The 13,506-nt window shown below is 64.7% G+C and carries 12 protein-coding genes; 1 reads left to right on the top strand and 11 read right to left on the bottom strand.

Translation table 11 applies throughout. From position 1 onward, the window contains the following. From acnA to QLQ86_RS16075, 4 genes are all read right to left on the bottom strand, one after another. A partial coding sequence (gene acnA / locus QLQ86_RS16090) for an aconitate hydratase AcnA (protein WP_282815805.1) occupies positions 1-2,735 on the bottom strand: 2,735 nt, incomplete at its 3' end. A 76-nt stretch (positions 2,736-2,811) separates the two neighbouring features. Beyond that, positions 2,812-4,761, bottom strand: a complete 1,950-nt coding sequence (locus QLQ86_RS16085) for a tripartite tricarboxylate transporter permease (RefSeq protein ID WP_282817631.1) — start codon at positions 4,759-4,761, stop codon at positions 2,812-2,814. A 79-nt stretch (positions 4,762-4,840) separates the two neighbouring features. After that, on the bottom strand, positions 4,841-5,959 hold the full coding sequence (locus QLQ86_RS16080; RefSeq protein ID WP_282817630.1) for a Bug family tripartite tricarboxylate transporter substrate binding protein: 1,119 nt from the start codon (positions 5,957-5,959) through the stop codon (positions 4,841-4,843). 75 nt (positions 5,960-6,034) lie between these two features. Then, the gene (locus QLQ86_RS16075) at positions 6,035-7,159 is read right to left on the bottom strand and encodes a 4-oxalomesaconate tautomerase (RefSeq protein WP_282817629.1); all 1,125 of its coding nucleotides are present in this window, start codon (positions 7,157-7,159) and stop codon (positions 6,035-6,037) included. Positions 7,160-7,303: 144 nt separating this feature from the next. Between QLQ86_RS16075 and QLQ86_RS16070 the strand changes: the two genes are divergently transcribed. Continuing rightward, positions 7,304-8,212: a LysR family transcriptional regulator gene (locus QLQ86_RS16070; protein ID WP_282817628.1), complete on the top strand. Its 909-nt coding sequence runs from the start codon at positions 7,304-7,306 to the stop codon at positions 8,210-8,212. A 471-nt stretch (positions 8,213-8,683) separates the two neighbouring features. Here QLQ86_RS16070 and QLQ86_RS16065 read toward each other — a convergent pair whose 3' ends face one another. The 7 genes from QLQ86_RS16065 to narI form a co-directional block, all read right to left on the bottom strand. After that, the gene (locus QLQ86_RS16065) at positions 8,684-8,824 is read right to left on the bottom strand and encodes a hypothetical protein (protein WP_282817627.1); all 141 of its coding nucleotides are present in this window, start codon (positions 8,822-8,824) and stop codon (positions 8,684-8,686) included. An 89-nt stretch (positions 8,825-8,913) separates the two neighbouring features. Further along, positions 8,914-9,318, bottom strand: a complete 405-nt coding sequence (locus QLQ86_RS16060; RefSeq protein ID WP_282817626.1) for a putative zinc-binding protein — start codon at positions 9,316-9,318, stop codon at positions 8,914-8,916. A gap of 29 nt (positions 9,319-9,347) precedes the next feature. Then, a complete protein-coding gene (locus tag QLQ86_RS16055; protein WP_282817625.1) occupies positions 9,348-10,091 on the bottom strand; it encodes a Crp/Fnr family transcriptional regulator in 744 nt (247 codons plus the stop codon). Then, a complete protein-coding gene (locus QLQ86_RS16050) occupies positions 10,051-11,307 on the bottom strand; it encodes a molybdopterin molybdotransferase MoeA (protein ID WP_282817624.1) in 1,257 nt (418 codons plus the stop codon). Before QLQ86_RS16050 ends, QLQ86_RS16055 begins: the two co-directional genes overlap by 41 nt. Beyond that, positions 11,304-11,888, bottom strand: a complete 585-nt coding sequence (moaB, locus tag QLQ86_RS16045; protein WP_282817623.1) for a molybdenum cofactor biosynthesis protein B — start codon at positions 11,886-11,888, stop codon at positions 11,304-11,306. Before moaB ends, QLQ86_RS16050 begins: the two co-directional genes overlap by 4 nt. A 92-nt stretch (positions 11,889-11,980) precedes the next feature. After that, positions 11,981-12,802 carry a peptidylprolyl isomerase gene (locus QLQ86_RS16040; protein ID WP_282817622.1) on the bottom strand — a complete coding sequence of 274 codons (822 nt, stop codon included), beginning with the start codon at positions 12,800-12,802 and terminating at the stop codon, positions 11,981-11,983. 12 nt (positions 12,803-12,814) lie between these two features. Further along, complete coding sequence (gene narI, locus QLQ86_RS16035) at positions 12,815-13,498, bottom strand: respiratory nitrate reductase subunit gamma (protein WP_282735127.1); 684 nt, start codon at positions 13,496-13,498, stop codon at positions 12,815-12,817. Positions 13,499-13,506 lie beyond the last annotated feature (8 nt).

The raw sequence follows: 13,506 nt of genomic DNA, 5'->3' as shown, positions 1-13,506 counted from the left end.
CCGATCATCTTGCGCAGCACGTAGTGGAGGATGCCGCCGTGGCGGTAGTACTCCAGCTCGTTGGCGGTATCGATGCGGCACAGCGCCTCGAGCGTCTTCTCGCCCTTGTCGGAGGCGATGGTCACCTTGACCTTGCCGCCCGGGGTGAGCTCACCGAGCCCCTCGATGGAGACCGTCTCGTCGCCGGTCAGGCACAGCGTCTTGCGGCTCTCGCCTTCCGGGAACTGCAGCGGGACCACGCCCATGCCGATCAGGTTGGAGCGGTGGATGCGCTCATAGGACTCGGCCAGTACCGCTCGCACGCCGAGCAGGCGGGTGCCCTTGGCGGCCCAGTCGCGGGAGGAGCCCGTGCCGTACTCCTTGCCGGCGATCACCACCAGCGGCGTCCCCTCCTGCTGGTACGTCATGGCGGCGTCGTAGATCGCCATCTGCTCACCGGAGGGCACATGGCGGGTCTCGCCGCCGACCACGCCATCGAGCATCTCGTTCCTGATGCGCACGTTGGCGAAGGTGCCGCGCATCATCACCTCGTGGTTGCCGCGACGCGACCCGTAGGAGTTGAAGTCCACCGGCTTCACGCCCCGCTCCTGAAGGTAGCGCCCGGCGGGGCTGTCGGGCTTGATGGCGCCGGCCGGCGAGATATGGTCGGTGGTCACGGAATCGCCCAGCATGGCGAGTACCCGGGCGTCCTTGACGTCCTCGATGGCGGGAGGCGTGCGTCCCATGCCCTCGAAGAAGGGGGGATGCTGGATGTAGGTGGAGTCCTTTGACCACTGGTAGACCTTGCTCTGCGGCACCTCGATGGCCTGCCAGACCTCGTCGCCGTCGAACACCTCGGCATACTGCTTGCGGAACATGGCGGTGTTGACCTGCTCCACGGCCTCGGCGATCTCCGCCTGGCTGGGCCAGAGGTCCCTGAGATAAACCGGCTTGCCGTGATGGTCGATGCCCAGGGGATCACGGGTCAGGTCGAGCTGGACGTTGCCGGCCAGGGCATAGGCCACCACCAGCGGCGGCGAGGCCAGCCAGTTGGTCTTGACCAGCGGGTGCACCCGGCCCTCGAAGTTGCGGTTGCCGGAGAGCACCGAGGCCACGGTCAGGTCGCCCTCCTCGATGGCCTCCTCGATGGGGCCCGCCAGGGGGCCGGAGTTGCCGATGCAGGTGGTGCAGCCATAGCCCACCAGGTTGAAGCCCAGGGCATTCAGGTCATCCTGCACACCGCCGGCGACCAGGTAGTCGGTGACCACCTTGGACCCCGGTGCCAGGGAGGTCTTCACCCAGGGCTTGGTGTGCAGGCCCTTCTCGCGGGCCTTCCGGGCCAGCAGGCCGGCGGCCATCATCACGCTGGGGTTGGAGGTGTTGGTGCAGGAGGTGATGGCGGCGATCACCACGGCCCCCGGATTCAGCCGGAAGGCCTCGCCGTCGAGGTCCACGTCCTTGCTGTCATGGTGTTCGTAGCTCTCCTCGACGCCCACGGCAGTCTGGCCGCCCTCGGACATCAGCTTGCCCTTCTCGGTGGTGGAGAGCGGCTTGCCGTCGTCCTCCATGACCTTGGCGAAGACCGACTTCATGTCCTTGAGCGCCACCCGGTCCTGGGGCCGCTTGGGGCCCGCCAGGCTGGCCTCGACCTCGGTCATGTCCAGCGCCAGGGTGTCGCTGAAGACCGGCTCGTCGCCGGGCTCGCGCCACAGCCCCTGGGCCTTGCTGTAGGCCTCCACCAGTGCCAGCTGGGCGTCCTCGCGGCCGGTGAGGCGCATGTAGGTCAGCGTCTCGTCGTCCACCGGGAAGAAGCCGCAGGTGGCGCCGTACTCCGGGGCCATGTTGGCGATGGTGGCGCGGTCGGCCAGCGGCAGGTCCTTGAGGCCATCGCCATAGAACTCGACGAACTTGCCCACCACGCCGTGATTGCGCAGCATCTGGGTCACCGTCAGCACCAGGTCGGTGGCGGTGATGCCCTCGCGCAGCTTGCCGGTGAGCTTGAAGCCCACTACCTCGGGAATCAGCATGGAGACCGGCTGGCCCAGCATGGCGGCTTCGGCCTCGATGCCGCCCACGCCCCAGCCGAGCACGCCCAGGCCGTTGATCATGGTGGTGTGGGAGTCGGTGCCCACCAGGGTATCCGGGTAGGCCAGCGTCCTGCCGTCCTGCTCTTTCGTCCAGACGGTCCTGCCCAGGTACTCGAGGTTGACCTGGTGGCAGATGCCGGTGCCGGGCGGCACCACGCGGAAGTTGTCGAAGGCCTGCTGGCCCCAGCGCAGGAACTCGTAGCGCTCGTGGTTGCGTTCCATCTCGATGGCCACGTTGTCCTTGAACGCCGTGGGGTTGCCGAACTTGTCGACCATCACCGAGTGGTCGATGACCAGGTCCACCGGCGACAGCGGGTTGATGCGGGCCGGATCCTCGCCGAGGGATTCCACCGCGGCGCGCATGGAGGCCAGGTCGACGACCCCGGGCACGCCGGTGAAGTCCTGCATCAGCACCCGCGCCGGGCGATAGCCGATCTCGCGGTCGGAGTGTCCCTGTTGCTGCCAGTCGACCAGCGCCTGCATGTCCTCGCGGGAGACGCTCTCGTCATCGGCGAAGCGCAGCTGGTTCTCCAGCAGGATCTTCAGGGTCTTGGGCAGGCGGTCGATGTTGCCCAGTGCGTCGGCGGCCTTCGCCAGGCTGTGGTAGTGGTAGGTCGTGCCGCCGGCGTCCAGCGTCTGCAGGGTATCCGGTGTGGACTCGTTGCTCATGTTGTCTCCTTTCGTTGCGCGGGCCGATGTCGCTAATAGTCCTCGGCCCGCGGTGGACGTTCATGACAGGACTGCTTCAACCGAACAGCCAGGGATCGATCAATCCGCTCGGATAGGTCAAGGTCAGGAACTCGGCCATGCCAACCAGAAAAGCTGTGACCCCAAGCGCCATGACAGCTGCCACCCAAGGCTTGAGTCGCGCAATGGTCAGCAGGAAAACGAAGCAGAACAGCGTCGCCACAGTGATAAAGCCCAGTAGCAACATGGCACCTACCAAGGTAAAGAAGCCCACCAGCCAGAGGCCTTGCAGACCGATAGTCTGATGCTCCCGACGGGGCCGGCGAATCACGCAGCGGACAATCTCAGCCAAACAGGAAAGGGCCAAGATCGCGATGGCCAGCCGCGGCATGATGCCACCAATCAAGGTCAGGCCGGCGACATCCGCCCAGGCGACGACCGCGGTACCCAGCAGTGCGGCGAAGAGCACCACATCGATGACGCCCAGGGTAGGGGGGTCGGCCTTTTGGGTGGCTGCCGCGCCCACGGAGACGGCTTCCCGGCGCTTGCGCCACGCGGAAGTAATCATGGGAATGAACATGGCGCCGAGGATCAGAGCACCGATGATCATCACGCCGGGGCGCATGAAGGCGTCCGTACCCTGGAACTGCACCGCCTGATAGAAGTACCCCTCCGCTCCCGGAGCCAGAACAAAACCGATCAGGAAGGCAGGGCGCGACCAATTCGCCTGCTTGAACAGGACGCCTAAGACGCCGACTGCCCCTAGGGCGAGCAGGTCACCCGTGGAACGCGTGGCCTGGAAGGCGGCGAACATGATCAGCACCGTGATCAAAGGTGCCAGCGTGGCGAAGGGGACCCGGGTCAGGCCGGCCACCGGACGAGCCAGCACCAAACAGAGCGCGGCCCCCAGGATATTGGCTAGGGCCAGCGACCAGATAATGGTGTAGGTCAGGTCGAGGTGAGTCTCGATCATGCCAACACCGGGCTGCAGCCCAAGCAATAACAAGCCACCCAGGAACACCGCGGCCGTGCCCGAGCCGGGCACGCCGAACAACAGGGTCGGGACCATGGCGCCACAGGCGCAGGCATTGTTGGCGGATTCAGGGGCGATCACCCCGCGGATATCCCCCTTGCCAAATTCGGACTTGTCCTTGGCACTTTGCACCGCGTGGCCATAAGTGAGCCAGTCGACCACCGAGCCGGCCAGTCCAGGGATGGTGCCAATCAGGCTTCCGATGGCAGCACAGCGCGCGACGAGGCCACGTTGTTCACGGACATCGCTGATGCCTTTACGCCAGCCTTCACCCAGCCTGCAAGGCTCTTCGGCGATGGCCCCTCGCTTGACCAGAAGATCGATAATCTCCGGGAGTGCGAAGATCCCTAGACCCACCACTACCAACGGCAGTCCATCGTAGAGATAGTCGAGTCCGAAATTCATGCGGAACTCGCCGGTGGCCGGCGCCATGCCGATGGCACCTACCAACAGGCCCAGGCCACAGGCAGCCAGTCCCTTGAAGAGGTCGCGCCCGGAGAGCACAGCCACCATCGACAGGCCGAGCAGGGTGAGCATGAATAGCTCAGAAGAAGAGAACGACAGCACCAGCGGACGGGCGATCAGGATGAAGCCGGTCAGCACAATGGCACCGATGAGGCCCCCGATCATCGAGGACAGGAAAGCGCTGGATAGCGCGCGTGCCGCCTGGCCGCGCTTGGCCAGCGAGAAGCCATCGATGACGGTCGCCTGGGAAGCGCTGGAGCCGGGTATACCCAACAGCACCGAGGCAAAGGTATCGCCGGTGGGAATCACGGCAACCAGGCCCATCAGCATGCCAAGGGCGACGGTCGGTTCCATGCCATAGAGGAAGGGCAGCAGCAGCGACATCCCTGCGATGCCCCCGAGGCCGGGAATGATGCCGACAACGAGGCCGACTAGCACGCCCAGCACCATGAAAAGCAGATGGGACAAGGTAAAAAGCTGTCCCAGACTGGAGAGAAAAATATCGAGCATGGCGTCTGGCTCTTATATTGTGTGATCAGGAGGAGCCGGGGCTGCCGGCCCCCAAGAGGCCGGCACATCCCTCTGCGCGTTAGATCTTGGCGCCGTGCTCCGACTGCAGCCAATCGGCCAGCCAGTCGCGGGTGGCGTCATCGATGGACATGGCATCATCAAGGTGGCGCTGGGCAGCATCGCCTACAACCGGCGTGTACGGCCCCAGTTGGGCGGCTGCCGCCTCCTTAAAGTCTTCGGTGCCCACGAAGTCCCGGACTGTCTGACGATAGGTATCGATCAGGGCTTGCGGGGTGTCCTTGGGGACCATAATCAGCTTCTGCAGGGAATAGCCGGAGGCAAAGAACTTGCGGAACGCCTCGTAAGCATTACCCGACGGTGCCTCGCCATGCCGAGCCTGATAGACCTCATTGAAGGTAGGCAGCTCAGGGAAAGCCGGGTCGCGGACAATCTTTCCTTCTTCGTTCAGCGCCCCAAGCGAGAAGAGAGGCACCGCCTTGCCAGCTTCCACCAGCGGCTCAACGTTGCTTAGATAAGCGGAAGTGGTCTGGAAGTCGATATCGGCTTCACCACGCTCGAATGCCAGGCGACCCTCACCCCGACTACGCATGCCGAAGACGGCCTGCACGTCGGCACCCAGCATGTCCAGGGCGATCAAGACCGGTAACTCAAGGCCAGTGGGGTTCTGAGCTGCCAGTTTGACCGGCTGTTGCAGCAGGGCGTCCAGCGCAGTCTCGGCTGTCTCCCCGAGGCTGGGTTGGGCATAGACCACTCCACCGGTCGGCGTGGCCAGGATGGGCGTCCAATCGCTGTAGTCGTAGCGGACGCGAGGATCGTCGAGCATGGCCGGATACTGGGTCGAGGCCGAGGTTCCTAACCAGTCGCTACCATCCGACTTGGCACGCACGGCGAACAGATTTGCACCATTGATGGAGCCGCCACCCGGCACGTTATCGATCATGATGGTCGGCTCTCCCGGCAGAGACTCGCTGAGCCAGGGAGAGAAGAAACGAGCCCAGACATCCGTACCACCGCCGACACCAAATGGGATGGTCCATTTGATGTTACCGGGCACCTCGGCGTCTTGAGCCTGCGCAGAAGTCGTCAGGCTCAGTCCGGAGATCGCAATCCCAAGCAACACGGCTTTATTGAGCCGTCCGAGCGAAAAGGAAGAAGTTGCAGTCATCTTGATCATCATGGCATTACTCCTAGCTTGTTAGCGTTGTCATAGTTGATGATGGGAATCCCAGCAGATATGAAAAATTCAGCTGCCTTATGATGCCAGCAAATCCTGACTGGGAGCAGAAGGAAGTGAGTAGAAGATGGTCCCACTCATAATCTTCCTGGCGGTGCGGATGAGGGAAACACGGGCAATATCGCAGGGATTCCCGTTGCGGTGCTCGACATCCAGGTCGATGAATCCAGAGGGGTGTTCCAGCCTTATCTGCGACAGCTGACCATCGGCCTCCAATTTTCCTGCCTCAAGCGCGATTCGGTTTGCCACTGTTCCAGAGACACTGACGGCCGTGGCGACTGCGATAGCGCCCGTAACGGCAATAGCCTTATGACAGCGGTGAGGCACGAAGTAGCGGGTACACAGCGTAGCGGTATCGCTAGCCGGTGCTGACACCAACACGGGCTTGGGCAAGACACTCTGACTGACGTCCCCCAGCCCCATTCGACGCCCGGCCTGGCGACGAATCAGCTCCAGCCGCTTAAGCATGGCGGGATGATCGTCCAACTCAGAGGGGGATTCCCGGCCGCTCAGACCCAGATCGGCCGCGTTGACCATCATGATGGGGGTGGCGGCATCGAGGCAGGTGACCTCGATGCCATCGATCGTGTCGGTGGCTTTCCCGGTCGGCAAGAGCACGCCGGTCTTGGTCCCGACGATATCGAGGAAGCTGAGCTGAATGCCGGCGGCATGCCCTGGCACGCCGCTGATGGACGTATCACCCTCGTAGGAAACTTGGCGCCCTGGCGTCGGCACGCGACATTCGATCAGGCGCTGGGTATTGAGATTGCGAACGCGCACGACGGTGGTCCCTTCCTGAGGCTCCACCAGCCCCGTCTCAAGTGCATAAGGCCCCACAGCGGAAAGCATGTTGCCGCAGTTCGGATTGAAGTCGACGCGCCGGTTGAGCACATCGACCTGGGCAAACAGGTAGTCGACATCCGCCTCGGGATGGGAGGAGTGCTCCACGATGGCTACTTTGCTAGTCAGCGGATCCCCTCCCCCGATGCCATCGATCTGGAGAGCATGGCCCGATCCCATGAGATTTAGCAGGATCTCGGCTTGCGCTTCCTGGCTGTCGGGAAGGTCTCTCATGCGCAGAACGGGGCCTCGGGAGGTGCCGCCGCGCATGATCATGCAGGGAATGCTGTTCATCATCGTCATGCCATATCGCGTTTCAAAGTTGTGATATGAGCATGTCAGGGGGTGTTTAATGCTTCAAATGCAAATAAAGGTGCTGATCAATGTGATAATCGCATTAATGTGCTATGATTATTAATCTCCACTACTCCATGCAAGAGTGAGGATATGCAACATCGGCTAGAATTTCTTGATCTGCAAGCCTTTATTCAGGTCGCAGAGCTGGGCTCCTTCCATGAGGCTGCGCAACGTCTGCACCTCTCTCAGCCAGCGCTTTCTCGCCGCATTCAGAAGCTCGAGGAACTCCTAGAGATCGAGCTGCTGGAACGAACCACTCGGCGTACCCGGCTGACCCCCATTGGCACGGACTTCCTTCCCAGAGCGAGACGCATGATCGAGGAGTACGAATCGTCGATCCTGGGGATCCGTGAATTGGCCACGCACCAGAAGGGCACGGTCACCATTGCCTGTATCCCCACTGCGGCCTTCTATTTCCTGCCTAGCGTGATCCGCGGGTTCAGCGAGGCATGGCCGGGGATCCGCATCAGGATCCTCGATGTGAGCGCCAAGGAAGGTTTGGAAAAGGTGATCAGCGGCGAGGCCGACTTCGGCATCAATATGTTCAGTGCACAGAGTCCGGAAGTCTCCTTTACACCACTATTGCGAGACCCCTTTGTCCTGGCGCTACGTTCCGACCATCCTTTGGCGGATAAAGGCCGAATCGTATGGTCAGACCTCGAACAGGTCAGGTTGATCACCGTGAGTCGAGACAGTGGCAACCGGATGCTGTTGGACAACACCCTCTCGGCAGAGGGTATTCGGCTGAATAGCTTCTACGAAGTGCAGCACCTTTCCACTTCGCTTGGTCTTGTTGAGTCTGGTCTTGGAGTGGCAATTCTTCCCAAGATGACAATGCCTGGCCCTGACCATGACACTCTCTGCTCACGGGAACTACCCGAGCCTTGCATTCAGCGCACTATCGGCCTGGTGAGAAGTAATTCGCACAGTATATCCAGCACAGCCCAGCTGTTTATCGACATGCTCCTCGAACATTGGGGAAGCTCCATACACCCCTGAAATATCGACGATCTTAAATTGCACTGGCCGCTGTGTCTTCTGCCATATGACAATGGCTCTTGGCGATAGCCCCCCACCACTAGCTATATCACGAAAATACAGATCGGCCAGATCACAGGCCCGCAGCCTGCTATCTATTGCTAGATTAAATAGCAATAGATCATGCGTCTTCCCGGCAAGTTGTATCCGAACACGTATGGATAAAATGACTTCAAGTCGAACTGGTACTTTCTAACCGACCAGTTTGCCATTTTCCCATGGCTCACGGATTCCAGTTGTTAAAGCATTCATGGCATGATTCGCCACAGCTGTAGAGGAAAGGGAGACTCAGTCCATGCTTGACGTGTGTTTGATCCTGCCTGTAGTAGCAGGCGATCCGATCATTCCGCACCATACACGTACCTATAGTTCCTAGGCCTAGATTTACCTGAACCTCGCCAACTACAAGCATATACGGCATGAATAATATGGTTATGGTCCTCCTAAGCCATGGACCGGGATCAGCGCCGCCGCCGGCATCACCTGGGCCAGCGCCATGATCATGAGCACCCCGCCCCCGACACCCACCGCGTCGGTGAAGGCCGAGGTGAGCACCGACAGCAGCACCAGCAACAGGTTGATCGACCCGACAGCGGCGACAGGCTCTCCAGCAGCATCGACATCTCAAGGGTCACGAGGGGAGGCCGCCGGCGCGGAAAGGCTCAGGCTGGCTCGCCAGGAGCGGCGGGGTCCATCGGCAGCCGCGCGATCAGCGCGCTCACCCCGGCGGTCACGCTCGCCACGGTCTTCTCGTCGTAGAGGCGTCCCTTGCGCTTCTTCAGGCCCTGCTCATAGAGCCTGACGTGCTCGGTGGGCGTCACGCCGGCATTGGCCAGGCAGTGGTGGGCGCAGTGCATCTGGCAGCCGTCGATGGCCACGATGGGCCGGCCGGAGCGGGCGGTGCGCACCAGGCCGGGCACGCCGCCGCCCACCCCGGCGATACAGGACATCTCCGCCTCGCCGCCATGGTCCAGGCGCAGGGCGACCTGGTTGGCGAGCTGGGCCACGTCGGAGCAGCCCGAGCAGGAGTAGACCAGGGGACGGGGGGTGTTGCGGGGTCGGGACATGGGGCCTCCCAGGGATTGCGGCACGACGCTCAGTCGTCGCTCAGCATGAGGTCACGCAGCTTCTGTTCGTCGAGCACCACCAGGCGCTGGCGGTCGATGTTGATGACCCCCTCCTCGCGCAGCCTGGCCAGCAGGCGCGACAGGGTCTCCGGCGTCATGGCCAGCTGGGCAGCCAGCCAGCGCTTGGGAATGGTCAGCCGTACCACCCGGGGGCCCCTGGCGCGGCCCGTCGGCAGCTGACGCAGGATATAGCTGACCAGGCGCGCCATGGCGTCGGCCTGGGTCAGCAGCGCCATGTCCTCGAGGCGCTCGGTGAGCTCCAGGGCCAGGCGACTCATGAACTCGGCCCGGCAGGCGGGGTGGCGGTCCATGAGCTCACGACAGCGCGCCGCGGGAATGGCCAGCACATGGGTGCGGCGCAGGGCCTCGGCGGAGTAGAGATAGACCCCGGCGCTGGCCACCATGCTCAGCTCGCCGAGGGTGCCGCCGCGCTCCACGCAGCGGATGGTCGCCAGCCGACCATCGCCGGCGCTGCGTACCAGGCGCACCGCCCCGCTGATCACCACGTAGAGCCACTTGGCCGGCGCATCCTGGCGGAACAGCCACTCGCGGGTCTTGAGGGTGCGCACCTCGGTGTCCTCCAGCAGGGCCTCGAGCTGGTCCTCGTCGAGGTCGCCCAGCCAGGGCACCCCACGCACCAGTTCGCGCAGCTGTCGGGGCCGGAACAGCAGCTCAGTCGAGGAACTGGGTACCGGGGCAGTATCCGTAGACATGGCCTTCCTCCACGTGGGTATCGGCATCGATGATCAGGTAGCCATGGGCCTGGCTGGCGGCCCCGAGCATATGCGAGCCCTGCCCGCCGGCCAGGCGTGCCACGGGGGCACCACCGGTCCAGTCCAGCACCACCCTCAACAGCTCGCGCCGGCCTCTTGGAGCCCGCCGGGAGAAGCCGGCGGTGACCGGGAAGCGCTGCAGCGGCGGCGGGGTGCGCCCCTGGCGCCCCTGCACGAAGGGCAGCGCCAGCCACTGCCAGCCCACCAGCGAGGCCACCGGGTTGCCGGGCAGGCCGATCAGCGGGGTGCCGTCGCTTAGCGAGGGACCGAGCCAGCCGAGGGCGAACGGCTTGCCGGGCTTGATCGCCACGCCGTGGAAGGTGATGCCGCCCAGGCGCTCCAGCACCGGACGGACATGGTCCTCCTCCCCCACCGAGACCCCGCCCGTACACACTACCAGATCGGCCTGTTCGCGCGCCCGGGCAAGACATTGACCCAGGTCAGCGGCGGTGTCGGCAACCACGCCCAGGTCGAGGACCTCGCAGCCCTGCTGGGCGAGCAAGGCACGCAGCATGGCCCCATTGCTGTTGTAGACCTGGCCGGGCACCCAGGCCTGGCCGGGCTCGATCAGCTCGTCACCGGTACTGACCAGGGCCACACGGACCCGCCGGCGCACCGTCACGGCATCGATGCCCTGGCTGGCCATCAGCGCGATGGCCGCGGCATTCAGCCGCGTCCCCGCGACCAGCACCACGTCACCGGCGCGACTCTCCTCGCCGCGGCGACGGATGTTGGCGCCCGCGGCCAGCTCACCCTCGACGTGCACCCGCCCCGCGGCGTCCAGGCTCACCCTCTCCTGGGGCACCACGGCGTTCGCGCCCAGCGGCACCGGGGCGCCAGTGAAGATGCGGGCGCAGCCCCCCTCGGGCAGGTGCATCACGCCGGCACCGGCCGGCACGCGCAGCGTCACCGGCAGGCCGGAAGGATCGGCGGCGAGCTCGCCGCGACGCAGGGCATAGCCGTCCATGGCGCTGTTGTCGACCCCGGGCAGGTCGAGGCCGGCCCGTGCATCCTCGGCCAGCACCCGACCGGCGGCATCGGCCAGGGCGACCCGCTCGCAGCCGGCCACCGCCACACCGGACGCCAGCATCAGGGCGCGGGCGTCGAAGAGGTCCAGCAGGCCGGGCGTGACGACCTCCGCGCAGCCGCAGTTCATGCCCCGGCCCCTTCCGCCATGTCCTCGTCGGCGCTCGCCTGCCGGGACGCACAGTGCCTCGCCTCCGGCAGCACCATGGCGACGAAGTTGCAGGGCCTCGTGCGGGCGTCGAGCTGGGCGGCCAGGATGCCATCCCAGGCAGTGGCGCACGCCTTGGGCGAGCCGGGCATGGCGAACACCAGGGTACGATCGATCAGCCCGGCCACCGCCCGGGACTGGATGGTGGAGGTGCCGATAGTCTCCAGGGAGAGCTGGCGGAACAGTTCACTGTAGCCATCGACCGCCTTGTCGAACAGCGGCGCGAGCGCCTCGGGGGTGGTGTCTCGAGGTGTGAAGCCGGTGCCGCCGTTGACCAGGATCACCTGGATGTCCTGGCGCACCACCCAGGCCGAGACCACCGCGCGGATCCGGTAGACGTCGTCGGGCACGATGCGTCGCTCCACCAGCGCATGGCCGGCCTCGGTGAGTCGTTCGCCGAGCAGGTCGCCACTGCCGTCGTCATCGAAACCGCGGGTGTCGGAGACGGTCAGCACGGCGAGGCCGAGCGGGGCGAAGGGAGTATCGGCATGAACATGAGCCATGGGGGGCCTCCTCGCCGCCCGCGGCGCGAGCGGCGTCATGGAAAGGAGAGTCGGAAACGTCGAGGGGGCCAGGCCGGCCCCCACTCATTTGGCTACTGCATCAGGGCACTGGCGCTGTCATCGTCGAGGCTAATGCCCTCGACGCCAATCTCGGCCTCCAGCGCCAGCAGGTAGTGGCGCAGGGCCCGGCGGGTGGCCTGCTCGCGCAGGCTGTGGCGGACATGCTCGGCCACCTGCTCATAGGGCAGCTCGCGCCCCTCGACGCGCGCCTCGATGCTGACGACATGCCAGCCGTAGCGCGAGGCCAGCGGTCGGTCATGGAGCCCCTCGGGCAGGTGCTGCAGGGCGCGGTCCAGCTCGGCCACGGTCTGGCCGGGGGCCAGCCAGCCCAGGTCGCCGCCCTCCTCCTTCGAGGGGCAGGCGGAGTGGCGCTGGGCGAACTCGGTGAAGCGCTCGGGTACTGCCTGCAGCTCGCGGACCAGCTTCTCGCCCAGGCGATAGCCGGCGTCGCGGGCCGGGGCGTCGTCCGGCGCCGCGGCCAGCAGCACGTGGCGCACCCGCAGGCGGGTGGGTTCGCTGAAGCGCTCGGGATGGGCGGCGTGGAAGCGGCGGCAGTCCTCCTCGGCGGGCTCGGGCACGTCCAGCTCCCGCTCCAGCAGCTCGGCGATGGCGGCATCCGCCTCGTCGACCGCCTCGCCGGCGGCCTCGGCCATTCCCAGGGCCGCCGCCCGTTGGCGCAGCAACTCGCGTACCACCAGGGCGCGGGCCGCCTTGAGCTGGGCGGTGCCGGCGCTGTCTGCCGGGTGGAACTGCATCTCCTCGGCGATGGCTGCCTCCTCGATGGTGGCCTCGCCGACCCGGACGGGAGGGGGGCTCGCGCCCCCCGGGATCATCTCGATATCGATCTTCTGCATGGTGATAACTCCTCAGCCCCGCTTGCGAACCAGCTGGTAGCGGCGCGTCACGTAGCCGAAGGGCACGCTCCACACATGCACCAGGCGCGAGAACGGGAACAGCAGGATGATGGTCAGGCCGACGAAGATATGGAGCTTGTAGATCCAGGAGACCTCGGCCATGTAGTCGGCCGCACCGCCGCTGAAGAAGACGATGGACTGCGCCCAGCTGGAGAGCGTCAGCATCATCTCGCCGTCCAGGTGGCCCAGGGAGAAGATCACGGTGATCATCCCCAGCGCCGCCTGGAAGACGATCAGCCCGAGGATGACGGTATCCATGATGCTCGACGAGGCCTTCACGCGCGGGTTGGTCAGGCGACGGTAGAGCAGCATGGCGCCCCCCACCACGCAGAGGATGCCGGCGATGCCACCCACCACGATCGCCAGCAGCTGCTTGGTGCCGGCATGCAGGAAGGGCGCATAGACCCAGTGCGGCGTCAGCATGCCGAACAGGTGCCCGAAGAAGATCACGATGATGCCGATATGGAAGAGGTTGCTGGCCAGGCGCATGTTCTTCGACGAGAGCATCTGGCTCGAACCGGTCTTCCAGGTGTACTGGCCATGGTCGAAGCGCAGCAGGCTGCCGACCAGGAACACCGTGCCGGCCAGATACGGGTAGTAGCCATAGATCAGGTGTTGCAGGTATTCGCCAAACATGACGGTTC

Origin of the sequence: Halomonas rhizosphaerae, assembly GCF_030012485.1 — a bacterium.
Lineage (GTDB): Bacteria > Pseudomonadota > Gammaproteobacteria > Pseudomonadales > Halomonadaceae > Halomonas > Halomonas rhizosphaerae.
This window is presented reverse-complemented; position numbering and strand designations above follow the sequence as displayed.